General features: G+C 48.8%; 19 protein-coding genes and 3 pseudogenes. 15 read left to right on the plus strand and 7 right to left on the minus strand.

The window, feature by feature from the left end; all coding sequences use genetic code 11:
- Positions 1-113: 113 nt before the first annotated feature.
- Both AK95_RS07665 and AK95_RS07670 read right to left on the minus strand, forming a co-directional pair.
- On the minus strand, positions 114-758 hold the full coding sequence (locus AK95_RS07665) for a response regulator transcription factor (RefSeq protein WP_071219385.1): 645 nt from the start codon (positions 756-758) through the stop codon (positions 114-116).
- A complete protein-coding gene (locus AK95_RS07670; RefSeq protein ID WP_071219386.1) occupies positions 745-1,920 on the minus strand; it encodes a sensor histidine kinase in 1,176 nt (391 codons plus the stop codon). The genes AK95_RS07665 and AK95_RS07670 overlap by 14 nt, the downstream gene beginning before the upstream one ends.
- A 438-nt stretch (positions 1,921-2,358) precedes the next feature.
- Here AK95_RS07670 and AK95_RS07675 point away from each other — a divergent pair, with 438 nt between their 5' ends.
- The 7 genes and pseudogenes from AK95_RS07675 to srtB all read left to right on the plus strand — a co-directional run bounded on the left by AK95_RS07675 (position 2,359) and on the right by srtB (position 15,283).
- Entirely contained in the window at positions 2,359-3,291 is a 933-nt protein-coding gene (locus tag AK95_RS07675) for a LytTR family transcriptional regulator DNA-binding domain-containing protein (RefSeq protein WP_071219387.1), read from the plus strand.
- 137 nt (positions 3,292-3,428) lie between these two features.
- On the plus strand, positions 3,429-4,274 hold the full coding sequence (locus tag AK95_RS07680; protein ID WP_071219388.1) for an ABC transporter ATP-binding protein: 846 nt from the start codon (positions 3,429-3,431) through the stop codon (positions 4,272-4,274).
- The gene (locus tag AK95_RS07685) at positions 4,271-4,987 is read left to right on the plus strand and encodes an ABC transporter permease subunit (RefSeq protein WP_071219389.1); all 717 of its coding nucleotides are present in this window, start codon (positions 4,271-4,273) and stop codon (positions 4,985-4,987) included. Before AK95_RS07680 ends, AK95_RS07685 begins: the two co-directional genes overlap by 4 nt.
- Before the next feature lie 25 nt (positions 4,988-5,012).
- Complete coding sequence (gene secA2 / locus AK95_RS07690) at positions 5,013-7,307, plus strand: accessory Sec system translocase SecA2 (RefSeq protein ID WP_071219390.1); 2,295 nt, start codon at positions 5,013-5,015, stop codon at positions 7,305-7,307.
- A gap of 38 nt (positions 7,308-7,345) precedes the next feature.
- Positions 7,346-7,514, plus strand: a pseudogene (locus AK95_RS07695) (phage tail protein); the annotation flags it as partial.
- Positions 7,515-7,956: 442 nt separating this feature from the next.
- Complete coding sequence (locus tag AK95_RS07700; protein WP_071219391.1) at positions 7,957-14,484, plus strand: DUF7601 domain-containing protein; 6,528 nt, start codon at positions 7,957-7,959, stop codon at positions 14,482-14,484.
- Between the two features lie 19 nt (positions 14,485-14,503).
- Positions 14,504-15,283: a class B sortase gene (gene srtB / locus AK95_RS07705; RefSeq protein WP_071219392.1), complete on the plus strand. Its 780-nt coding sequence runs from the start codon at positions 14,504-14,506 to the stop codon at positions 15,281-15,283.
- Between the two features lie 100 nt (positions 15,284-15,383).
- On the opposite strand, the gene AK95_RS07710 is transcribed toward srtB, so the two are convergent.
- The 3 genes from AK95_RS07710 to AK95_RS07720 form a co-directional block, all read right to left on the minus strand.
- The gene (locus AK95_RS07710; RefSeq protein WP_071219431.1) at positions 15,384-16,337 is read right to left on the minus strand and encodes an aldo/keto reductase; all 954 of its coding nucleotides are present in this window, start codon (positions 16,335-16,337) and stop codon (positions 15,384-15,386) included.
- Between the two features lie 102 nt (positions 16,338-16,439).
- Positions 16,440-17,258 (minus strand): helix-turn-helix transcriptional regulator, encoded by an 819-nt coding sequence (locus AK95_RS07715; protein ID WP_071219393.1) that lies wholly within the window; start codon positions 17,256-17,258, stop codon positions 16,440-16,442.
- A gap of 261 nt (positions 17,259-17,519) precedes the next feature.
- Positions 17,520-17,990: a MarR family winged helix-turn-helix transcriptional regulator gene (locus AK95_RS07720; RefSeq protein ID WP_071219394.1), complete on the minus strand. Its 471-nt coding sequence runs from the start codon at positions 17,988-17,990 to the stop codon at positions 17,520-17,522.
- 159 nt (positions 17,991-18,149) lie between these two features.
- On the opposite strand from AK95_RS07720, the gene AK95_RS07725 reads away from it, so the two are divergent.
- From AK95_RS07725 to AK95_RS07745, 6 genes and pseudogenes are all read left to right on the plus strand, one after another.
- Positions 18,150-19,070, plus strand: coding sequence for an alpha/beta hydrolase family protein (locus tag AK95_RS07725; RefSeq protein ID WP_071219395.1), 921 nt, complete (start codon positions 18,150-18,152; stop codon positions 19,068-19,070).
- A 562-nt stretch (positions 19,071-19,632) separates the two neighbouring features.
- Positions 19,633-19,761 (plus strand): annotated as a pseudogene (locus tag AK95_RS33390) (MerR family DNA-binding transcriptional regulator); the annotation flags it as partial.
- A gap of 106 nt (positions 19,762-19,867) precedes the next feature.
- Positions 19,868-20,320, plus strand: coding sequence for an SRPBCC family protein (locus tag AK95_RS07730; RefSeq protein WP_083397559.1), 453 nt, complete (start codon positions 19,868-19,870; stop codon positions 20,318-20,320).
- Positions 20,321-20,459: 139 nt separating this feature from the next.
- Entirely contained in the window at positions 20,460-21,131 is a 672-nt protein-coding gene (locus tag AK95_RS07735) for a response regulator transcription factor (protein ID WP_071219396.1), read from the plus strand.
- Entirely contained in the window at positions 21,119-22,225 is a 1,107-nt protein-coding gene (locus tag AK95_RS07740; protein ID WP_071219397.1) for a HAMP domain-containing sensor histidine kinase, read from the plus strand. The genes AK95_RS07735 and AK95_RS07740 overlap by 13 nt, the downstream gene beginning before the upstream one ends.
- Before the next feature lie 51 nt (positions 22,226-22,276).
- Positions 22,277-23,758, plus strand: a complete 1,482-nt coding sequence (locus tag AK95_RS07745; protein ID WP_071219398.1) for a serine hydrolase domain-containing protein — start codon at positions 22,277-22,279, stop codon at positions 23,756-23,758.
- Positions 23,759-23,817: 59 nt separating this feature from the next.
- Here AK95_RS07745 and AK95_RS07750 read toward each other — a convergent pair whose 3' ends face one another.
- On the minus strand, positions 23,818-24,252 hold the full coding sequence (locus AK95_RS07750; protein ID WP_071219399.1) for a flavodoxin domain-containing protein: 435 nt from the start codon (positions 24,250-24,252) through the stop codon (positions 23,818-23,820).
- Between the two features lie 12 nt (positions 24,253-24,264).
- Entirely contained in the window at positions 24,265-24,696 is a 432-nt protein-coding gene (locus tag AK95_RS07755; RefSeq protein ID WP_071219433.1) for a MarR family winged helix-turn-helix transcriptional regulator, read from the minus strand.
- 119 nt (positions 24,697-24,815) lie between these two features.
- On the opposite strand from AK95_RS07755, the gene AK95_RS34095 reads away from it, so the two are divergent.
- Entirely contained in the window at positions 24,816-25,040 is a 225-nt protein-coding gene (locus AK95_RS34095; protein WP_201259366.1) for a hypothetical protein, read from the plus strand.
- A 202-nt stretch (positions 25,041-25,242) separates the two neighbouring features.
- Positions 25,243-25,627: pseudogene (locus AK95_RS07760) on the plus strand (TMEM175 family protein).
- The last annotated feature ends 91 nt before the right edge of the window (positions 25,628-25,718 follow it).

Below are 25,718 nucleotides of genomic sequence, written 5' to 3' on the forward strand. Positions count from 1 at the left end.
AGGCTGAAAAAGTCATAAAGAGACAGTGCGCTTTTGTCATAATTTATTCTATGGCTATATTCATAAAAAGCCGGCAACCCTAATAGGTTACCAGCTTCTTGGGGATCGGCTTTTTAATGATCCATAAATCCCGAATCTCGGGCTTTACGGGCGGCCTCCCGCCTTCCTTTCACATTCAACTTCGAATAAATCGTGGAGATATAATTTTTGACCGTCCCTTCACTAAGATACAGCGCCTCGGCAATGTCTTGATTACGCAGGCCAGCAGCCAGCTTATGCAGCACTTCGACTTCACGGGCAGTGAGCCCAAATTCATTATTTTTCGCAGGGGTGGTATTGTTCATGTTCTTGATCATTTTACTCGCCATTTCCTGCGAAATTAATGTCCCTCCCGCATGGACCACCCGTATGCCTGCAGCCAGGTCTCTGGGATGAATGGCTTTGAGTAGATATCCTTCTGCTCCATAGCTTAAAGCCGCTAACACATGTTCTACTTCCTTATGGGAGGTCAGCATGATGATTTTGGTTGCAGGTATCCGCTCTTTAATCAGGGCCGTTGCAGCGACGCCGTCCATGACAGGCATGTTGACATCCATCAACACAATATCCGGCATAAACTGCTCGCAGCCCTTTATGGCTTCTTCGCCATCCTTGGCTAAACCGACAATTTCCAAATCCGGTTCCATGGATAACACGATATGTAAGCTCTCGAGAATTAACTCTTGATCATCAGCCAGCAGCACTTTAATCTTCACCATACGGCATCACTCCTTTCAGCGGAATCTCGCATCGGACTTCGGTTATCACTGGAGTTCCCTCCACAGATGATAGGTGTAGGCTGCCTCCCAACCGCTCAACCCGATGTTTCATCGTGGTCAAGCCGAAGCCATAATTTAGCTTGTCGATCGGTTTGCCGTTATTTCGAATGGACAATTGCAGATGGCTCTCAGAAAATCTAAGCTCCAGATGCAGTTGAGACGCCTTTCCATGTTTTAGTGCATTTGTAAAGGACTCCTGGATAACCCGAAGGATCGCATGCCGTACCTCAAAACGTATGGAGCACTCTGTCTCCGGCAGACTCCATGTCAGGGCCGTACCCGTGTGCTCCCGGAAACGGACCACTAGGGATTCAACCTGTCGGATCAGACTGGATTCCTCTTCTTCCCCCATCTCGTGTACGATGTTCCTCATTTCGTCCAGATTTTTCTCTGCCAATGTTCTTAAGCGAATTAACCGATCTTTGGCTTCGGCAGGCTTGCTATCCATAAGGGCAATAGAAGCATCGAGGCTCAGAATGAGTGAGATAAAGGAATGCCCCAGTGTATCATGAAGCTCCTTGGACATGCGGTTGCGCTCTTCAAGCAAAGTCATTTTCTCGATCTCGGCCGAGTAGTGAGTTAACAGTTTATTTTGATGCTCCACTTCGGCTGCCAGTTTATTCTTCTGATCATACGCATTGGCTACGAAGCTTGCCCACATACCAATGAAGCAGAACAGCAGATTGTCTGTTCCGATACTTAGGGTTTGCTCCCAAGATAATCTTAGGAAAGACTGAAAGGAAAAGGGAATAAAAACAAGTAAGGGAATGATCCAAAGGGTTTGCTTAGTCAATAAGTACCCCATTGTAAGACTCGGCAGCAAATAGTCCGCTTTTGAAGTCAGATCCGGATGAATGACAGAATTCACATAATAAGAACCGCCAAGCAATAGTTCCAGTATGCAAAACCAGACCTTGTTCATCCGGCGCCCAGGAAACCAGAACAGCAAAGGGACGACAAGAGCTATGCTCAGCCAGATCACGTTTAATAATGTTCGGTTCGAAAACTCACTTACTGCCAGAACCCGGGACAACAGCAAAATATAATGGTATAAACGAAGAGCGAATATACCCCAATCCATGAAAGATAATATTCTTTTCATAACATCATCATACAGGAAATCTAAAAAACTTGGGTGAAGATTAAAAAGAAGGTTGCATCGATTCATATCGAAGGAAGACGAAAGAAGGTCGACATTTACGTGGAGGCTTTTTTTAAGGCTTCTTTTGATCCAGTTTAGGAGGCACCGTTTAGGTGGCCATTATTTTCGCCGATTGCTCCGTTAAGGTGAACCGTGTCATAAGTAATGGCAAGTTTTTTTGTGGCTATCCTTGCGGGGCATGGATTTGGAGAACCGCCCCATAAATACGTTTATGATCTAGCGCTGAGTGTAAGCCGATCCAAATTTTGAATGCGTGGTAACATGAACAATCCTCTCTCATCGTATTTTCCCGACCTTTGTTGATATCTATGACAAAAAAGTATCCCAACATTATAATTGTAATATATATCCTATAGCGGTACTGACCGGGAGGACGGCATGCAATTTCAACCAATCTATGATAATGGGAAATTACTTCTACCGAAGATCGAATTAAATATGACATCGAACCAATCGATCGGTATTATAACGGACTTGAAGCGAAAGCAGCTTTTAATGAATCAATTGACGCATCATTCCCAATATTATTTGTTTCGAGCTGGGCAAAACGAGTATGTTCGTTTAACGGTGGAAGAGCTGATCGTTTTTCTAATCCGTGTAACGGAGAGGAATGACCGTGTCGCTCTGTTAATGAATTATTTTGCTTTAAAAGAAGAGCGGAAGGTAAGGATCAGGGATCTAAGCTCATCGAAAAGGATATATGTGACATTGCTGCGTGTCTTTTTTGCGCATCAGCCTACGATTGTATTGGAGGAACCTTACTTTTACTTGGAAGAAGAAGACCGTCGTCATTTTAAACGAATTTTGGATGACCTTTCGAAAGAGAAGCAGATTTTAATTTTAACCTCGAATTTAGAGGATGCCCTTATTTCCTGTGATGCCATTTATCGATTGAACGAGCTCGGTTTTCATCCATTGGATATTCGGGACTCGGAAGATAATAATCAGGAAGCGGAACAAGATCGGGGCAATATCACCTTGCAGAAGATTTATACGAAAAAAAATGACAAGGTGATTTTATTTGATCCTCCTGAAGTCGATTACATAGAAAGTATGGATGGTTCAATCCTTGTGCATGTAGGTGGAGAAAATTATGTCTGTGCTTTGACGCTAACCGAGCTCGAGCAGAGGTTGTTAAATTTCGGTTTTTTTAGGTGTCATCGATCCTACATCGTTAATCTGCAAAAAGTAAGAGAGATTATTACATGGACGAAGAATAGCTACAGCTTGCGCTTAAATACGGGTCAAGATGCCGTGGTCCCGTTATCTCGTTCAAAATTGCAAGATTTAAAAGCGCTTCTCAACATTTAATTTCCGGGGAAATTGTCGACCATTCAAGCATTAAGCGGTACAATTCAGGCGATAACAGCTACATTTCGGCGGATTTTGATGGCTGGAGATATGCAATCCCTATATACTTAAGCGAACAACTTAAGGATGTGGTGTTAATGGCTGTTATCCAGGTCGAACATATTCGAAAAAGATTTGGAAATAAGGATGCGTTAGCAGACGTGTCCTTTTCCATTCCGAAAGGTGAAATTTTTGGTTTCCTAGGTCCGAGTGGTTCAGGAAAAACGACATTAATAAAGATTTTAACGGCGCAATTAAATCCGACAAGCGGACAGGCAAGCGTATTTAACGAGCCGGCGGAGAGGATGCAGCGGTCTGCCCAGAAGATGCGCTTTGGCATTTTGACGGATAACAGCGGATTATATGAAAGATTATCGATTGAGGAAAATTTGGAGCTGTATCGCCAATTGTATGATCTTCCCAGATCTTCAATCGATAAGGTGCTGCAGTTTGTGAACTTAAACGGAGAGCGCAAAAAGAAAGTCAATCTCTTATCGAAAGGGATGCGTCAGCGTGTCATATTGGCATGCGCGGTCATCCATGAGCCAGAATTATTATTTTTGGATGAACCTACTTCGGCTTTGGACCCAGTAAACTCAACACATATTCATAAAGGCTTGCGCTACTTAAATGAGAAAGGGACAACGATCTTCTTAACTACGCATGATATGGTCGAGGCAGAATTGCTATGTAATCGAGTAGCGATTTTGTATCGGGGACAAATTCAAACCATCGGCTCACCCAAGGAACTTAAAAAACAGCATCGAGAAAACGTAGTTTGTGTTGAGTTAATCAATGGGCATGCCTACGAGCTCCCGATTAATGATGGAACGGCTGATCAAGTAGCCGATTGGATGAAACAAGGGTTCATTGATCGATTGGAAACGAAAGAGCCAAGCCTGGGTGATATCTTCATTAAAATGACAGGAAGTGAGTTACTATGAGTATCTCATTGAAACGTGCGCGAGCGATATTTGTGAAGGATTATAAAGAGTTTTCACGAAATTATGCCGTCTCCCTTTTGTTGATTTTTCCAATTATTATGGCATTGGGTCTTCGAGGTGCCCCCTCGGATTTGACGACTGCAACTTTCGGTTTAATTCTAAATACTTCGTTTGTAATGCTGCCGAGTTTTGCACAAGCTTGCTTGATTGCGGAAGAAAAGGAGCGTAACACTTTACGATCATTAATGATGACTCCGGCCACGACTGTGGATGTTTTAATCGGTAAAAGTAGTTTAGTCTTTGTCATGTCTGTTGTTATTTTGGCCATTGCTACGTATCTATTTGGCTATGAGCCAGTTAGTATATGGGCGTTTGTGGCAGCAATCCTTCTTTCAATTATTCTATACACAGCGGCCGGGACGATTTCTGGTTTATTCTCCAAGACGGTGCTTGAAGCATCTTTCTCTATAATCCCTGTGCTAATCGTATTTACTGCGGTACCATATGGGGGAATGTTACTAATGGATGATTTTCCGATTTTCAAAGCGCTGGAGTTTACACCCAGCATTCAACTTTTGCATTTGCTAGGTATACGCAATACACATTTTACAACGGGAGACTTATTAAAGCCCCTCCTCATTATTTTGGCATGGACGGTTGTATTTACGATTGCATCAGTTGTTTTGTACCAACGACGTTTAAAGGATGAGTAGGAAACCTGGGAGGGATCAAATTCCGATGAATCTAGCCGCCAAGTTGATGCAAAAATTCAAAGATCGCGTTACCCAGAATAAGCTGAAAGTCTATCGGGACCAAGCGGAGCTCATCAGGAAACGGAGTTTGGAAGCCTGGGACGATGGGCAGCTTCAAGCCGAATCCCTCCGGCTGCAAAAAGAAGCAAAATCAGGGACGCCTTTGGACGAGCTGCTTGTTGATGCCTATGTGCTAGTCTGCGAGGCAGCGAAGAGAACGCTCAGATTACAGCCTTACGCTGTCCAGATCATGGCTGCCATCGCTCTGCACGAGGGATTTTTGATCGAGCAGCATACCGGCGAAGGAAAAACGCTTTCTGCTGTTATGCCAGCTTATCTAAATGCGCTAACAGGCGAAGGCGTTCATGTGCTGACTTTTAACGATTATTTGGCACATCGAGATGCGGAGTGGATGGGCCCGATCTATCGTTTCCTCGGGTTAATGGTAAAATCGGTTCAAGCGGGCATGAGCCTGTCCGAGAAACGAGAAGCGTACGCCGCGGATATAACCTATGTGACGGCCAAAGAGGCGGGATTCGATTATTTGCGGGACACGATCGCCCTAGACGAAGCCGATACCGTGCACCGTCCTTTCCACTACGTCATCGTCGACGAAGCAGATTCGCTGCTTCTCGACGAAGCGCGGGTGCCGCTGGTCATCGCCGGCGAGCCGGGATCTTCCGGCAGCGATGGCATTCGTTTCGCAGAAGTGGCTAGGCAGCTTGAGCAAGATGAGCATTACGATTTCGACGAGTTCAAGCGGAATGTTTATTTAAATGAAGCGGGCTCTGCGAAAGTGGAATCGCTGCTGGAATGCGGCAATTTGTACGAAAGCCATAATAGCCATTTGTTATCGTCGTTGAATTGCGCGTTGCATGCGGAGTCGTTATTGAAAAAAGATGTCGATTACATCGTCCGGGACGGTAAAATCGAGCTGATTGACGAATATACCGGCCGCGTGGCGGAGAACAGACATTTGCCGGATGGGCTTCAAGCGGCTCTTGCGGCCAAAGAAGGGTTGCAGTCCTTAGCCGGCGGGAAAATTCTCGGTACGATCACCCTTCAACACTTCCTTAGCCTATATCCGAAGATTAGCGGAATGACGGCTACCGCGCACGTTTCCGCAATGGAATTCGAAAATATTTATGCACTGCAAGTCGTGCAAATTCCGCCGAACCGGACAAACATACGTATCGACCATCCGCACCGGATTTATACCCATAAAGAAGCCAAACTTAAGGCGCTTGTACAAGAAATTTCGACCGTCCATAGGGCGGGACGTCCGATTCTCATTGGTACGTCAAGCGTTGGGGAGTCTGACATGCTGGCAGAGGCGCTAGCGGCTGCCGGCGTACCTTGCCAAGTTCTGAATGCGAAGAACGACGCAAGAGAAGCAGAGATCATCGCCAAAGCGGGTGAAATCGGTGCTGTGACGGTGTCTACGAATATGGCGGGACGCGGCGTCGATATCCAGCTCGGCGGAGGTAACCTCACGCAGGCAGAAGTTGTCGCCAAGCTGGGCGGGTTATACGTGATTGGTACGCATATGCACGAAAGCGTGCGGATCGACAACCAACTGCGCGGGCGTTCTGGCCGCCAAGGCGACCCAGGGGCTTCCATATTTTTTGTGAGCTTGGAGGACGATTTGATCCTTCAGTTTGGTATCGATAAAGCGATTCCGCCCATCTATCGTGATCTTAGGCAGGACGAAGCACTCGGAGAGTCGGTGCTCTACAGCAAAATTACGCATATTCAGCGCGTTATGATGGGCCAGAACTTCCATATCCGCCAGGAACTGAACGGTTATTCGGATATGGTGGAGGAACAGCGACGTATTCTATACGCGGAACGGCTCGAAATTTTGAAAGGCGAGACGCCGATGAGCCCTTCGGAGCAGCGGGTACGGCTTTATTATATCGACAAGTTCTGGGCTGAGCATCTAGAATATGTTTCATACATTCGCGAAAGCATCCATTTGACGAAACTTGCTAACCGCAATCCGATCGACGAATTTCATACGCAAATCATCCAGGCCTTCGAGCATATTCCGGCTAAAATAAATAGAGCTTCGGCAAATATGCTCGTAAAGCTCGGAGGATCGAACGATCCGGCGAAGTGGGAAGAGTTCGGGCTGAAGAGCCCTACTTCCACATGGACTTATATAATTAACGATCAATACATGGAGTACTTGCAGAATCCTGGTTCATGGAACCCAGGGACGATCATCGCTTATTGGATTCGCAAGATGTTGAGGCCGGTATTCGGGTGGTCAGAATTTTGATCGGGAACCGTACTCTAAGTAACGGCATGTTCCAGAGCCTGGGGGTTAACGTGATGTATACGGTCGACGACCTGAAGAAGCGGGCGGTTGGCTTCAAGCTTTCCGAAGGGATGGAGGTACCCAAGGAGTTGGAGGAGAAGTTTAAGTTTGTCAGGCAGAAGTCCAAACTGGCCGGAACCTACCCGGGGCACGTTTTTCGTCATTAAGGAGAATATTTTATATAACGCTTTATGCTTTCCAGTTGGCGAAGTAAAGCAACCAATCAAAGAAAACACGCCGATTCGGCGTGTTTTTGGCTTATTTACAGAAGTGCTTCCATTCATAAACTTGCTTCTTTGCCGAATGGTTGTCGAGAATTTGTATAGGTAGCTCTAGTAAAATGAAGAGTGCGCTGTAGAGAATTGGCGTAATATGTGATTTTTCATTAATTAATGGCGAAAAATGTCGGAGGAAAGGAGAAAAGATACTAAGCCTGATCAATACCCTACACTCCAACGGCAACTTACTCGTTCTTGTGGAATTCTGCAAGACTTTATGATGTGCAGGCCGCTGGGATCAAGCAATGAAATATGTCTATTCGCTTGAGCGTTATATCGGGTGGATGATCTGGATGTCGCCATAAATTTAGGGAGTGGAGGAGAATTTTGCATTGAGACGACAACGTAGTGTAGGAAAATCTGTAATGGCTTTCTGCCTAGCTGTTCTGCTGGCGTTGCAGACGGTGATGTTCTCTGCTGCTGCATATGCGGAGAGCGTGCTGAGCGATTCCGGGGCGGTAACAGTCAGCGAGGTTGGCTCGCCGGACGCGACCGAACCGTCGGTAACCGAAGCGGTATATGGGGCCCCGGATATCACGCCGTTAGCGGTGGGGCCGACGGATAAGACGAGTTTATTCATGGGCAAAAACGCCCCTTTTCCGCTGACGGTTTCCCAAGGGACTCCTTCGAGTGAGATAAAGTCTACTACAGCTCCTGGCTACGACCCGATCGTTGACAAGATCAACGGTAGGCAGACTTTTACAATCACGTCGGAAACTCTTCGTGTGCCGATGCGGAGCGATAGTGAAACGGATGAAAAGAATCCGGACACTTACATCCAGAAGGGCGACTTCATTGAGTTAAAGCAAGCGGATTATTTTAAGGGCGTAACCTTGACGAACGCCACAAAAGTTCTGGACGTCACCCTGTTCGGGCAAAACTACAAGCTGGGCACCGCTTATTTCACCGAGACCAGCATTAAGGTCGTTTTTGACGGCGACGATAGCCTATTCCTCCAGGGGACAAACGTTAACTTCCGCTTCGACACCACCGCAAAGGCAGACGTGGCGGGCATGGACTACGGCACGACCAAGCCCCTCGCCTTATTCGGGAGCGGCTATATGTTGGAAAACCCGGAAGTTACAGCGAAGTACAGCATCAGCTTGCGCTCCAACAGTAACACGGACAGCTTTGCTAGCTATACGCAGCAACGAGCCAGGGTGGAGATATCCAACACCGATTTTCAAGCCGGCAAAGTTAAATGGCAGGCGATCGTCACCGCGACTGACATGGACGACGTCAACATCAAGCTGCCGCTAGACGGAATGATCTTTTCCAATGATCTGACTAATGTAGGCAATTATGTGACAGGTTCCTTTGAGGTAAAGGATGCCGCTAACAATGTTGTGGCAGGAGCAACGCCGACCTATAATGGGGGCGAGCTGACCTACACCTTCCCTGACAATATCGGCGATACGGCAACCGTCATCTTCGAAACCTGGATTCCAAAGGAAAAATATTATAATCATTATCGGTATAATGATAATAGCTGGGACCTCAGCTCGACACAACAAGTAAGTAATGGTGCGACAACTGGTACGGCAACAAGTCCAGTAAAATTGTTGAAAGCGGACAATACGGAGCTGGCAGCAAGTAATCTGTGGACTGTTGCGCTTAAGCCCGTCTGGATTCAGAAGGATGGCGTGCAGAACTACAAGGATAACACCATTACATGGACCATTACGGTTAACCATAATGCCAAATACAACAGGAAGCCTCTGCAAGACTTGGTCATAACGGATGCCATCCCTGCCGGACTCACCTTCAAGTCTGCAACGTTTCAGAAATCTGAAGCAAATGCATGGTCGGGTATAAAAACGATTACGACGAAGCCCGCAGACGATGTCTATTCCTTCGGAAATGTGGACGGCCCGGTGAGACTGGTCATTGTCACCGACATTACCGGCACGCAAACCAGCTTTACTAACAAGGCTACCGCCAAGTGGAATCTGGACCAGGCGGACGGGAACGGGCAAAACAACGACATCGGGGTAACGGACCAGGCGATGGTCACCAAAGCGATCAATAGCCTGAGCAAGACGGCCAACGGCGGTGATTTGACATCAGGTACTTTAGGATGGAAGGTGACCGTTAAGCCGCTGGACGCGATGCCGGACGGCAACATCTATGACCTGCTCGTGTACGGAGATGGAAGCGACATTGACTGGAATAACGTTCAGGTCAGCCCGCCCATCGATTCGGCACTCTTGACGGCAATACGAACCAAAAATACGGCAAATCCAAGATACTGGCAGCGGTATAAGCCAGGTTCCTTTAGCTCTGCCGATGGGTTAACCGAAAAAGTCTACACAATTACCCAAAATGGCAAGGTCGTCGCCGAGATCCTGGCCGTCACCGGCCTTACAACCGGAGAGAAGGTACATACGTATACCTTTAATACTTACTTGACGAACTGGAAGCATTTTGCACACAATTTCGGGACTAATTTTTACAATCAGGTATCTCTGTTCGACGGTGGAACTTATGTAATGGGCGCAGGTTCGAACAATAACGCCTTCAACAGCGGCATGCTGACCAAGGGCATGCTCTTTGCGTCAAAGCCGGTGAACCCGGCAACCGGTGTGGAAGATAATGTTGCGCCAAATCAGGTCAACAGTTTTATCTACTCCGGAAATGAGAAGGACTATTGGACAAGAGCGGCCTATGACCGGTCGAGCAACACGGTAACCTTCCGTTTGTCGGTCAATGCCAACGGAATCAAAACCGAGGAAATGGCCAAGCATGGCGGCACGCATGTCGCACAAAATATTCAGGTGGTCGACATCCTCCCCGAGGGCTGGGAGTTTAAGCCATATTCCGAGGGGAAAGCATTTGAGATTTATCAAGGGGCAAGAGCCGATTATGGGTTAAGGGTCGACGCTACTGCTGGTGTACCTATTGCCGCTCCCGAAAATCTGGTAAGCTTTTCTGCCGCAGGCAACGCGGGGACGTTTAGCTTTACGAAGTTGGACCAGCCCTACGTGATTTTGGTGAAGGCGGGGCCAACGGCTGCAACCCTCAAGCAATATGCCGATGCCGGCCAGACAGAACAGACGGTATATAACAAGGCAGAGCTGCGCATCAAATGGGGAGACGAGAATACGGTAGTCGACGTCGAGCGGGATAACAAGACGCCCATTCAGCGTAAAGTCATCGTTCCTCCGTCAAAGTCCATAAACAAAACAGTGAAAAAAGCAGCGCCTGGGGTGCTGGAGTGGACCGTGGAATATGCCCCGCCATTTACCGTGAAGGATACCGCCTACTTGCAGGATACCTTAGGCAAGGGACTTAAACTGCGCAATGATGAATTTGACCGACTCTCGCTCCGGGCTCCCGATATGGCGGTCTATCCTGCCAAGCTAACGGCTAGCGGAGCTTTGGCCCAGGACGGCGAGGCTCTTGATCTGTACGCTCCGGACAGCGAGGTCAAGGTGGCGGCAAACAAGGAGACAGACGGGACAACGACTCTGACCTTCAAGATGGCGAACCCGAACAAGCTGTATCTGTTCGTCTACCAGACTGAAATCGACGGCACTGTACTCGGTGTCGGCGACAAGGCGGGCAACAATGTGCAGATGATGGGCGACGATGCCGCAAAGGATGTCAGCAGCCATGCGGAATACACGGTAGAAAGTGCAGACATTAGTGGCGGTGCCGGATGGCAGCCTATTCTGAAGCTGAAAAAGGTCGATCCGGACGGCAAGCCGCTGCAGGGCGTAGAGTTTACGCTGTATAACAAGGACGGTACGGTAGCTCTTGACAAGAAGGGCGCTCCGATCAAGGGAGTTACCGACAGCAAAGGCGAGCTGATTTTTAACGTCGAGGTAGGACTTTACGATCTGAAGGAAACCTGGATCGACGAGACGACCTATCTGCCTACCGAGCGAGTTTATAACGTGCGTGTGTCTAGTACACCATTTAACCCTATCTGGGTGGACGGCAATCTGGTAGATAGCACTAATCCGCTGGTCGTGCCTACGCCGGCCCAAGGTAAGCTGACCATCAGCAATAAGGTGGAAGGCAACGGCAGCGATCCGGACAAAGAGTTCGAGTACACCGTGACCTTCACCGGCGAAGGCAAGGACGGAGAGTACACCTATAAGAAGCCAGATAATACGTATGGCAAGATCAAGAGCGGAGACAAGATTACCCTGAAGCACGGGGAATCTGTGACGCTCCCGGCATTGCCTGCGGATCTCGTCTATACCGTAACCGAGGCCGATTATACGACCGTTGACGGTTACACAACTGAGCCGGAGACGAGAGAGCTGTCCGGCACAATCGTGAATAAAGGCGACCATAAAGCAGATTTTGTCAACAAGAGATACGTTAACGATCTGACCGTCAGCAATACCGTAACCGGCGACGGCGCAGAACTGGACAAGCCGTTCAAGTACACGGTGACCTTTGACGGTGCAGGAAAGGATCAAGCCTACGATTATGAGCATTCAGACGGCACAACGGGCATGATCAAATCCGGCGATACTTTCACGCTCAAGGATGGCGAGATCTTTAAAATTAAGGATCTTCCCGACAACTTGAAATACACGATCACCCAGGACAGTTACAAGAATGATGGCTACACGACTACCCCTGTGGGATTATCTGATGAGGGAGTCATGGCGGGTGCCGATCGCGAAGCGGGCTTTACCAATGATCGGACCGTCAACAAGCTGACGATCAGCAATACGGTCATGGGCAATGGCGGCGACAAGACGAAGGCGTTCGAGTATACTGTCATCTTTGAAGAAGCAGGCAAGGATGGAAGCTACGCGTATACGAAGTCGGATGGCGCGACGAGTACACCGGGCACGATCAAGTCTGGCGAATCCTTCACACTCAAGCATGGAGAGACGCTGGATATTTTGGGTCTGCCTGAAGGTCTGAAATACACAGTTACCGAGAAGGACTACACCGCCGACGAATACGTGACCAACCCTGAGGAACGATATTATACCGGAGTCATGGAAGGCAACGACGAAAACGCCCCGTTCACGAACGTGCGAGTCATCGAAGGAGGCCTGCTCATCAGCAACACGGTTAAAGGCAAAGACGACGACAAGTCGAAGCCGTTCCAGTACACGCTCACCTTCACAGGCGAGGGATCGGACAAATCCTACGCCTATGAGAAGTCGGACGGCAGCAAGGGAACGATTACGAGCGGAGACACCTTCGAGCTTACCGACGGCCAGACGATCGTTATAGAAGGTCTTCCGACGTATCTCCAGTATGAGGTGACCCAGGATGATTATACGAAAGACGGCTATGTGACGGATCCTGAAAGTTTCGTTCGCACAGGTACCATTCCGGAGAAAAAAGTGGCTGAAGCGCACTTTGCCAATACCCGCCCGTATCTGGAAGGCGTACTGCGTGACAACAACACAGGAGAAGTCATTCCGAGCGCGGAAATCATCGTGACGAACAAGAAGAACAACGAACAGCAGAAGATTTGGACGAATGAGCAGGGTGAATATTTCGTCCCTGCCGAGGCGGATACCGACTATACGATCACGTATACTAGGGTGTATCGGGTAGGCGGGAAGGATGTTCCTGTCGAGTTCACGCAAAAAGCAAAAGTAGACGGCAGCGTGACGGACGAGACCGTTCCGGCGGACATTACGGCGGTAGGGATCGTTCTGTTCAAGCAGTTGGATGGAACAACAGCGCTATTCAACAATTCGTTTGCCAGCCAGATGCATATCTATTTGAAGGACAAGGACGGCAATTATATTCAGGAGAACGGTCGTCCCAAGGCGTTTCCGATGGCTTCCAACGGAACCTTCTCCGTGGAAGGGCTAAGCGAGCAGAAGTACACCATGGAAGTTCGCTATAAAGCCGAGACCGGCGAAGAATTGCTCCTCAAAGTGACGCAACTGGACGTGAAGGCTAACGGAGAGCTGAATATTTCCGAGGAATTGGTCGACCCTTACGGTACGGTTTATGATGAAACGACAGGAGATGCTAACACTGGCAAGAAAATTGCCGGAGCCAAAGTTACACTGTATTATGCGGATACGAAGCGGAATAGAGATAACGGCCGTATTCCGGATACGAAAGTAACGCTTCCTTCAGTTCCGAATTTTGCTCCGCACGACAACAAGAGCCCGGAGCAAGATAGCGACGCAAATGGCTTCTATGCGTACATGGTGTTTCCTGAAGCGGATTATTATCTGATCGTCACGAAGGACGGATACGAGACTTACAGAAGTGATACGATTTCTGTCGATTTTGACATTGTAAGATACGACGTGCCGATGAAGCCGATAAACACCGGCGGCGGACCGGGCCCTGTTAACCCAACACCAGAGCCGGAGAATCCGGGCCCTGTTAACCCAGTACCAGAGCCGGAGAATCCGGGCCCTGTTAACCCAGTACCAGAGCCGGAGAATCCGGGCCCTGTCAGCCCAGCACCAGAGCCGGAGAATCCGGGCCCTGTTAATCCAACACCAGAGCCGGAGAACCCAGGTCCTGTCAGCCCAGCTCCAGAGCCAGAGAATCCAGGTCCTGTCAGCCCAGCACCAGAGCCAGAGAATCCAGGCCCTGTCAACCCAGCACCAGAGCCGGAGAACCCAGGTCCTGTCAACCCAGCACCAGAGCCGGAAAACCCAGGCCCTGTTCCTGACCAACCTGGCTCCGAGCCTGGCAACGTCAACAATGGGAATAACAACATCGACAACGTGCCTGATGTCAGCGACTTAGCCGATAAGGGTGCGGGCAATGGAAATAACGAACTGGACGATGCTCCGGAAACCGGAGACAACAGCGTATCGCCAATCTTCTATATGGCTTTGGCGCTGATGTCCTTGATGACAATCGGGTTCTGTCTACTCGGAAACAAGAAGAAAAAGCACATCCAATGATCGGAAAGGCGGTAAGAAAATGAGCAAAACCAAAAAAATTCTTATCGCCGTTTCTTTCCTTGTGTTGGTATTTTCTCTCGTCAATGTTGCGAGAATTTTCCTGCGGGATTATGCTGAGAAGCAGAAAATCGAAGAGCTGGCAACAGCTTGGGTGGAAGGATCGGACAAAGGCGGAGGGGCTGCATCCCCCTCCGTTTTGTTCAATAAAGCGAATGAGCCGGTCATGCTTCCCGAATTTCGAGAACTTTACGAGAGGAACTCGGACATCGTCGGCTGGCTGAAGATGGACGGCACCCGAATTGAGTACCCGGTCATGCAGAATCCACAGGATGCGGAGTACTACCTCAATCATGATTTCGATAAAAAGGAAAACAAAGGCGGCCTCCCTTTTATGGACGCGCATAGCCGGACCAAAGGTTCGGACATTATGCTGATTCATGGGCATCACATGAAAAGCGGCTGGATGTTTAAAGATTTAATGAAGTACAAGAACGAAAGCTTTTATAAAGAGCATGCAACGTTCCAGTTCAGCACGCTTTACGAAAAGGGAGAGTATGAGATTGTTGCCGTTATTCTGTCAAAAGTTTATCGCAAATCGGACAACGTTTTTAAATACTACCAGATTGAGAATGTAAGTACGCCTACCGAGTTCGATTCGTATGTTCAGAATATCAAAAAACTCGCTCTTTATGACACGGGCGTAACAGCCCGGTATGGCGACAAGCTTATTGTATTGTCCACGTGCGAGTACTCGACCGAAAACGGCCGGTTAGCGGTGGTCGCCAGAAAACGTTCATGACGATGTTGAAATAAAGAGTGAAGCTGTTTTATATCGCGTTCTCCTTTGGAGGACGCGATTTTTTTAGGCTTTATTCTGATGCAGAAAGTTCGGATGCTTGTCAGAAGGCGCCGAAGCGGCCGCCTGCGGCCACGCCCTTGGGGGATATACGTTCAATCTCCGCCAGATCGTCGGCTGACAGCGTCACTTGCAGCGCTCCAAGGTTCTCTTGCACGCGGTCCAATCGTTTCGTTCCCGGAATCGGCACGATCTGCTCGCCTTGTGCCAGGAGCCAGGCTAGACTCAATTGGGCGGGGGTGCAGCCTTTTTGAGAGGCCATTTTTTCGATCAGGGAGACAACTTCAACGTTCTTGGCGAAGTTCTCGCCTTGGAATCGCGGGTAATAGCGCCGATAGTCGTCTTCCGGCAAATCCTCAAATTTCTTGATCTGGCCGGTCAGGAAGCCGCGGCCAAGCGGGCTGTAAGGGACTAGACCGATACCCAGCTCCCTAAGAACCGGGAGAACTTCGTCCTCCACTTCCCTGCTCCATAGGGAATATTCGGTTTCGACTGCGGTTAAGGGATGTACCGCATGAGCCCGTCGGATAATATTGACTGGCGCCTCCGACAATCCGATGTATCGAATCTTCCCTTGCTTTACGAGGTCAGACATCGTGCCGACTGTTTCCTCGATAGGGGTATTGGGGTCGGGGCGATGCTGATAATAGAGATCAATGTAATCCAGTCCCAGACTGTAGAGGCTGGCATCAACGGATTTCTTGATGTAGGCGGGATCCCCTTTCGGACCTTGTCCATGCGTGATTCCGAATTTGGTGGCGATAACGGCCTCATCGCGCCGACCTTTAAGTGCACGTCCGACAAGCTTTTCATTTCCCCCAAACCGCCCGAGCGTGTATTCCGTCCCATAAAGGTCGGCTGTATCAAACATCGTCACGCCCATATCCAATGCTCCCTGAATCGTACGCACGGATTCGTCGTTGTCAGGCATCATCATCGTCCCGAGGCTGATGGCCGACACTTCAAGTCCTTCTTCTCCTAGTTTTCTTTGCTGCAGCATAGGTACCCCTCATTTCTGGCGTTAGGATTATTCGAATATGAGCCCATTCTAATCGATCCTTACCAAGGCAACCACACAACGTTTTTACTAGTAAAAATATTAACGGTCAGAACCCGGATCCTCTGTAGCCGGGGTGTAAATGCAGATGTGGATATCCGGGCGGTCAGACAAATTCACCAAGGAATGGATATCATAAGCAACAGGTTGATGGGTACCGGGGGGCTGCAAAACAATCCGGTTGACCTTTTTGAGTTGAACATCGTATTGTCCCCACAATCGATCGAATTCGGGGCTGTTCTGAGTAAGATGCTCTACTGCCGTCTCAAACCAAGGATCATCGCGGTGTTTATCGTAATAAGTTCGGAACACGCCCACCGAATATCTCGAGAATTCTTCTATATTCACGATGCGATTGCGCATTTCCGTATCTTCGAACAACAAACGCATGAAATAACGATCTTGGACAGGAATGGAAGCAAAGTCGGTGAACGTCTCCTGAGCTGCCTTGTTCCAAGCTAGCACTTCGCTTCTCTCATTGGTGATGTGAGAGGGGTATGTCAATTGATCTATAATCTTCTGCATATGCGGATCTACGACGGCTGGGCCCGCAAAAGGCGTCTCGAATGCATGCGGGTTCCAGAGCTGATATAAATGACTCTTCTCGGCTGGAGATAATCGGAGTGCTTGGGCGATGCTGTCGACCACATCTTTAGACGGAGTTAAATCTCGCCCTTGTTCCAGCCACGTATAGTAGGTGACGCTCACGCCCGCTAGTAAGGAGACTTCCTCGCGCCGCAGTCCGGGCGTCTTCCGTTGTCCGCTCGCGAACTCCAGGCCCGCATCCTCCGGTGAAAGTCGTTCTCTGCGTGATTTGAGAAACGCTCCCATTGCTTTTGCTTTGCTGTTAGTCACAGTCATAGATCGATCACCACCTGAATGTTGGGTATTGAGCTTCATTTGATAACAAATAATCGCTGTAGAACTACGATAATATTTTACTATATATAGACTCTCGATGTGGTTAATGAAGATGCGGCAAAAATAATTAGGGATAATAGATTAACTGTCGCCAAGGCGAAGTATATGGATAAAAAAAAGAAAGAACTCTCCGCGTCTGGAGAGTTCTATTTATTGAGTACGATTGACTTATCCACTGAAGGAATGACTTCAAAAAACGGGTCACGGCGTAGGTGGTTTACTAGACGCGGAAGACCCTGTTTTTGTACTCTCCGCAAGCCTGGTAATCGACTCAATGTCTTGATCAGTTAAATGATCAAGGAAATATTTGCGTATTGCCTTGGAAACTATGGGACGGGCATCATCCAATGCCGCTTCTCCAATAGAAGTGATGATGACTTGAACACCGCGATCCGTGTCTAACGGCTTCCTCATCACAAGTCCGCGTTTTTCCATCCGCGTCAAATGGTGTGACAGTCGACTCTTGTCCCAGTCCATCGAGTCGGCTAATTCCTGTTGGCGAAGGTTGCCGTTCCCCAAAAGGACTAACCGATCCAACACCCCATAATCACCCTCTGACAGTCCTGTCTGCTCGGACATCTCTTTTATTACGCGACCGAAGATGCACTGAAAGGAGCCCTTCCACATATGCCATATTCGCATTTCCTCTTGGTTTAGCTCGTTCTTGTTCATAGGAACATCATAGCATGGTTGACGTGTCAACTACAATATGCTACAGTTGACGAAGGTTGACATATCAACTGGAACTGCCGGTTTATTTCAGGAACCAGCTTGACCGCTTTCTCCCCGTAACGGTTTGGCTAATCTTTTTTCAAGAAAGGAACATTTATTATGAAAATTAAAGTTAGTGTGCCTACTCCAGTCGTTTCGGTGAAGCCGGTAGTCCTATCAGCCCCGGGCCGTGGCGAAGATCTGCAAGTGCGAGTGTCTGCGCCCGCCATAGGGAATAAATTGCCTATTATCGTTTTCTCGCACGGCTTTGGCTGGTCGTTGGACGGCTACGGTCCGTTGGCCGACTACTGGGCTGCTCACGGCTTCGTGGTCATTCAACCTACCCATCTTGACTCGAGGACGCTGAACCTTCCTCCTGAAGATCCCCGTACGCCACGGATCTGGCGTTTCCGAGTTGAGGACATGAAGCGCATCCTCGACCAGCTTGATCACCTTGAAGCCTCCGTCCCCGGTCTCAGTGGACGCCTCGATCGAAGCCGTATCGCCGCAGCCGGACACTCCTGGGGAGGCCAGACGGTGAGCATGCTGCTCGGCGCACGAGTCCTTGATACCCACGGCGAGCCGGGAGAGGATATGTCCGACTCACGAATCAAGGCGGGCGTGCTGCTTGCCACGACTGGCAAGGGTGGTGCTGACTTGAGTCCGTTCGCGGCAGAGCACTTCCCCTTCATGAACCCGAGCTTCGCCGAGATGAGCACGCCGACCCTCGTGGTAGCGGGAGATCATGACCAGTCCCAACTGTCCACTCGGGGGCCGGACTGGTTCACCGACCCGTACTTCCTGAGCCCAGGCAGCAAGAGCCTGCTCACCCTCTTCGGAGCCGAGCACTCGCTTGGCGGGATCCCCGGCTACAGCGTCGCGGAGACGACGGACGAGAGCCCCGAACGAGTCGCCTTGATCCAGCAGATCACGTTGGCCTATCTTCGAAATGAGCTCGGCCTCGACGATTCCAGCTGGCAGGCAGCTCGCGCGGCTCTAGAAGAGAGCGACATCCACCTGGGGCGCATCGAGTCCAAATAAGGGACTGACGTTCGCATCGACCCGTCAGGCCCGCCCTTATAGCAGCCGTGGATGAAGAGGAACGTCGGTGGCGTATACGGTCATTGAAGGACATGCTCAAAGGAAATGCCAGAAAAGAAGTCGTTACCAGATAGATTGTTAAATATTTTAACAATATAACGGAGGAGCTGCCGCAGCAGCTCCTTTCGCAATTTTATGATGATAGGCTCATTAAGCTGAGCCAGATTATGAATAATGCGACATGGCTCCCACAATACCCATGTCTCTGTCTCCTCAGGTTACATTCAAACTTTTGCTGCGCATGTACTCAGTCATTCCACTTAGAGGGGATTTCATCTTTAGGAAGTCGATGTGCTGCGCGACCAGCCGTTATCGCGGGTGCTCTCGTTGCGAGCTTGTAGTGACATTGTATGTCGCTGTCATAAGCTTGGACCAATAGCTTGTGTTCAAAAATTAGAGCGCAAAAAAATTCTGGCAGAGCGCCCCGATTTCACTTGAACCTTACGTAACGTAACGTTTTACAATAGAGATACCGGTACATAGCTAGCGCCAAAGAGTGGGGATGGTTCAGAAGCGACATTGGAAGGTCGGGCGCCTTGCCAAGCTGACGAGGCTTACCGTACGAACCTTGCGGTTTTATGATCAAATCGGGTGGTTCACTCCGTTGGGGCAAACGGAATCCGGCCACAGGCCAAGGTGCATTCTTTGACGAACATGATACGCCGGAAATACGAGAGCACGGTACATACAACATGTTGGACACACTGAGCAAGATAGTAGAAGGGGAGGTAAGAACATTGATATTAGGTGAGAATGAACTTATGGCTTCGCGCGAGTACGATGTCTCACAGGAGCTTGTGTTTCGGGCATGGACAACCCCAGATTTATTAGCAAAGTGGTGGGGACCGAAAGGCTTTAAGAATACGTTTCACGAGTGCGATATGAGGCCGGGAGGTACGTGGAAGTTCACCATGCACGGACCAGATGGCGTGGATTATCCTAACCATAATGTCTTTGTTGAGTTCGTGCCGACGGAGCGGGTCGTGATTGATCATCTAAACGTTCACGAATTTCGGGTAACGGCTACCTTCGAGGACATCGATGGCCGGACCAAGGTCACCTTCCGTCAACGTTTCAAGAAAAAAGAGGAGTTTGAAAAAGCTAAGCCTATCTGCATAGAAGCTAATGAACAGCAGCTTGACCGGCTTGGCAAGGTGCTGGCGGAACTGGCCGATAGCTTTGTAAAGTGATCTCTGCATTTACCCAAAAAGGCTGCTACATAAGTAGTGACTCTAAAATTGTCGCCGTTCACGATCCCTACCGGGAATCGGACGGCGATTTTTGTTATGCTGGATCCAGAGAAGTTGATAGGGGAGGCGGAGAGGGCTTATGAAAAAGATACTGATCGTAGATGATGAAGCCGATCTTCGCAAACTGCTCACGGATTACTTTGAAATAAACGGGTATTTTGTGATGACGGCGAAGGATGGCAGTGAGGCGCTGCGGCAAATAGAGAATCAACCGGATCTTGTGTTGCTGGATATTAATATGCCGGAGCTTGACGGTCTGGAATTATGCAGGAAAATCCGGCATTTTGTGTCTTGTCCGATCCTGTTTCTAACCGCCCGCGGCGAGGATGCGGATAAAATATCGGGATTTCAGGCCGGAGGGGATGACTATATAGCCAAACCGTTTAGCCTTCATGAGCTGGGCGCGAGGGTAGAGGCACATTTGCGCAGGGAGATGCGAAGCCAAACGAAAACGTCCGTAAGGTTTAGCGAAGATTTGGCCATTGATTATTCGGCTCGCGCGCTTTACATCCACGATGTACAAATTCCCTTGGCCAAAAAAGAGTTCGATATTATAGAGCTATTGTCCATGCATCCCGGAATGGTGTTCGACAAAGAGCGTATTTTTGAAAAAGTGTGGGGACTGGACGGCGAAGGCGACAGCGCCGTAATAGCGGAGCATATCAGGCGAATTCGTGTCAAATTGAAAGAGCATGGCTTCGACGACAGGATTGAAACGGTATGGGGAGTGGGTTACAAATGGCGAAAATGATAAACTGGCTGAGCCTGAAGCGGTTAACCTTGCTGCAATCGTTCATCCTATTATGCTGCCTTACGCTCATCGCCGTTCTAGTCGTCATCACATTGGAGTTTAGATGGGCGGAAAGTATACGGTTGCGGTTTGCCGGCTATTCTTCCGTGAACGATTGGTTGCTGCCTTCCCTCGTTGCGGTTGTCCTGTTAACGGTTGCCGTCGGCATCGTCCTGATGGGCAGCTTGTTTTATCGGTGGAAACTGAAAAAACCGCTTGAAATCCTGATGCAGGCATCGGAGAAAATTTCGGCGAACGATTTGGGGTTTCATATTTCTTACGACAGCCGGGATGAGATGGGGGAATTATGCCGTGTATTTGAGAACATGCGCGGTCAGTTGGAGAAAAACCACCAAACGCTCTGGCGATCGGTCGAGGAACGGAAGCAACTTAACGCTATTTTTGCCCATGATCTGAGAACGCCTCTATCCGTTCTGAAAGGGTACTCCGAGTTTCTGACCGCTTACTTGCCGGAGCGCAAGATATCCGAGGAGAAACTCTTGGACACGATTCAAACGATGCAGGCGCATATCGTCCGTCTTGAAAGCTACACGGAGGCGATGAATTCTATTCAGAAGCTGGAGGATATGCCGGTACAGAGCCGTAGGATTGAAACGGATGAACTCATCTCCTTGCTGAATGACAGCGCGCGCCAAGTTACTGGACGAAATGGTAAGACTTTCGGTTCATCCATTGCCGCGGAAGCGAACGAAATAACCGTCGATGTCCATTTGGCGATGCAGGTTTTTGAGAATTTGATCGTAAATGCAGCGCGATATGCCTCTAGTCACGTAAGCGTTCATTATAACGTCGGCAAGGGCTTCTTTTCTATAACCGTCGCGGATGACGGCGCAGGTTTTTCCGAAGTGGCGCTCCGCAAGGCCGTACTTCCTTTTTATCGAGGAGAGGTATGGGATGCCAATGAACATCACGGACTGGGGCTTTACATTTGCAAAGTTCTTTGCGAAAAGCATGAGGGTAGTCTGCAGGTAGCCAACGGCCTCCATGGCGGTGGAAACGTAACGGCAAGTTTTTTGTACGGAGTTGATAAATAGTTGAAAAAGATCGATTAGCATTTTCCTTAACATGAATTAAGGAGTGCTGGTATGAGAACCGTAGAGAAGAAAATGTGGCTGGTCTTGAGTTGTTTCCTGCTATTGATGGGCATCCTGGCCAGACCCGCTTCCGCCGTTGAAGTCCGAAGCAAAGCCGAAGTCCAGCAGGAAATCGATCAGTACGTCAAAAAAACGATGAGCGCCAATCATATTCAGGGTGCGGCCCTTGCCATCGTTCATAACGAAGAGGTGTTCTATACGCAAGGATACGGCGCTATGTCAGATGGCCGTGATATAAACGACCGCACCCCCTTTCCTATTGCTTCGTTAAGCAAATCTTTTACGGCACTGGCTGTCCTTCAGCTGGTGGACAATGGACTAATCGAGCTTGATGCGCCGTACGCATCTTATTTTCTCGACTTTGCACCTAAGGACGAGCGCATTCGGGATATTACCGTTCGGGATTTGCTCAACCAGACAAGCGGTCTTAATGACAAGGTGAATCCCGACATGACCCGTTCGTCCCCATATCAATCGCTCCGACAGGTTAACGAGTCGTTGAACACGGTTCAGCTGGCGAATGATCCTGGAGCAGCCTATAGCTACCACAACCCGAACTATCAATATTTGGCTTTATTGGTCGAGACAATGAGCGGACAGAACTTCTCCGATTACTTGGAGGATCATATCTTTGAGCCTCTGGGAATGAGAGATACCTTGAATGTAAGCAACACACGGCAGATCAATGAGAATTCCGCCATTCCGCGAGGGCATTATGTATTGCTAGGCCATCCTGTAAGCCAGTCTGAACCGTCTTGGTTCGTTGACGGGCCCGCCGGTATGATTTCGACTGCCGAAGATATGGCCAAGTGGATGCTCGCCCAATATAATGGCAGGCTTCTTACGCCAGAGCTGATGGAGCAGTACCAAACGGCCGGGCAGAAGGGCCCGTATGGAATGGGGTGGCTTGCGGAAGAGGATGAGCAGGGGGGCCGGACGATTTCCCATAGCGGAATTTTATGGACGTACAAGGCGGAAGAGACGATCTATTTGGATCAGCGGCTGGGGATTGCGATGATGTTTGACTCCGGTTTAAACGCCTTTGTCGGTTATTCGGCTTTTGTCGACGGAATCGCAAAGATTATGAAGGGAGAAAAGACCGAATCGACGATTGTCAACAGCAAAAACATGGAGGCGGTTATGATTCTGCTGGTGCTTGCGACGATGGCTTGGGGGATATATAGGCTCTATCGTATCCATCGAAGCAAAAAGGCCATGACAACCGGGAAATTGATGGTTTCATTAGCCGGAGGACTGCTGCCTATCTTGATACTCTTGTTTCTGTCGCCGTTAGCAACATTTATTGGCGCCGGGCGAGTATTGCCTTGGTATGGACTATGGACGGCCATGTCATCACTGATCATATGGCTGGTTGTATTATCGCTTGTAAATTTAACGGTTATGGTATGCCGTTTCAGGTTGTATTATCAAGCAAAAAAGATGAAGGGAATAACCACCTCACCTTATCAATGAAACCCTTCAAGGTAACCTCAATCCGTATGAAACCTGGGTCGTTAGAAACAATAGTTTTTCTAGTGCTTGAATTTTCCGGAGAATTCTTTTATTTTATCCACGAAAATTCCTTTCAGTTGATCGGTGCCTTCTTTTGGTGCAGCATAGGCCTTATAGCCGCCAAACGATTCCATGCAGATCGCGGCTTCTCTCAGATCAACGGGGATATTCCGCACTATTATTTCTTCTGTTTCCTTTGGTTTTTCATTGCAAATAAAGTAGCCCATTTTCTTTCCCAACAATTCTTGGTGATTTTTTTTGATAAAATCGCGAATGGGCTTATATATTTTCCCGTCTCGAACTCCGGCACCCAAAATAATGCTGTCAAAATTTTCAATTGCCGGTTTCTCTGTTTGAATATCGCAAATCGTACAATGTGGAATTTCATCTGCAAGAATTTTTATGCATTGCTCGGTTGCACCTGTTTTCGTAGCATAGATAGCTAATACAGCCATATGACTCATTCCTTATCGTTTAGTGTTTGAATTAAGATGATGAATTTGCTCCTCTAGCACGCGGCTTGCTTTGTTTAGAAATTGTGTAATGAGCTCAAGCTCTTCATCCGAATATGAGGAAGCCAGTTTGACCATCGCTGCGTGAAGCTGGAGATACGTAGCACTGACATCTTCTTTATTCTCATAAAGAGGGACGATAATCACTTTTCGGCGATCATGGGGATCCGGTTGCCTGCGTACGAAGCCGTTTTTTTCTAGTCGGTCGATTAAAGAGGTGACGCTGCCTGTTGTCAGCCCGGTTAGTCTTGACAGCTCGCCGGCAGTGACGGGGCCTTTTTCATGCAGAATGTCGATAGATAAAAAGTCATTATTATATAGCCCTAGGGAAGCAGCTACACTTTGCTGGTAAAGTACCGTTCTGGTTCCCAATCCGCGCATGCCCATCGTAAGTTTTTCCTGTTGCTCTGTGGGTTGTTCGAGTCGATTATTTGGCAAACGATAGTCCTCCTTGAATTTAAATAAATCTTGATTATCAAGATTCTCTATTAACAAGATACTTTATTGTGCTTGCTGATGTCAAATGGGCAACAACTTTTGAAATCCCCGGATACAGCATCGCGGAGACGACGGACGAGAGCCCAGAACGAGTCGCCCTGATTCAGTGGCTCACGTTGGACTACCTTCGCACCTCGACGATTCCAGCTGGCTGGCAGCTCGTGCGGCTCTGGAAGAGAGCGCCATCCCACTGGATTGTATTGAGACCAAGTAAGGGGCCTGATGAGCGGTAACCACCCGAAACGACAGTGCCTACTCGCCCTATAGTAACCGTTGATGAAGAGTTGCCCCGGTGACGTATGCGGTCATGGAAGGACCTACTAAAAGGAGACGTTAGTCGAACAAAGCGATCTCAAAGGCAATCCCTCAAAGGATGCCTAAAAAACTTGTGGTTACAAACAGCGAGGAGACCATAATAAGTGACGGGGATGTTTCATGAGAGGTATCGTGGCGCTGGAATTCAAAGTGCCGGAAGGCCATGACTGGCATGCGCTGATCGGACTTGGCCCAAAAATTGTTAGCTATATTCTCAGTTTCGTATATGTCGGGACCAACTGCGCTTTACGGTATTATTCTATTACTAGCGGCGTTCTCGTACTGGCTGCTTCAGCGTATGACTATGAACCAGCATTCCGGGGATTCCCCATTCGTCGGAGCGATGGGCAAAGATTGGAAGGGGAAACTATCTCCTTTACTCTACTTGATTGCGGCCTTGACCGCATATGTGAGTGTTTGGATATCCGGCTTCTTTTTCGTACTTGTTGCCGTGATCTGGTTCATGCCGGATAAGCGAATCGAGCACGTTCTGAGAAGTCACTAAGAAAAGCTCTTCGATTCTCGCATGCGGGCGGGCTTCGAAGAGCTTTTTTTGGTTTATACACTGCAATGATAGTTAGCGTTGGTTATAATAG

Origin of the sequence: Paenibacillus sp. LC231, assembly GCF_001860525.1 — a bacterium.
Lineage (GTDB): Bacteria > Bacillota > Bacilli > Paenibacillales > Paenibacillaceae > Paenibacillus_AQ.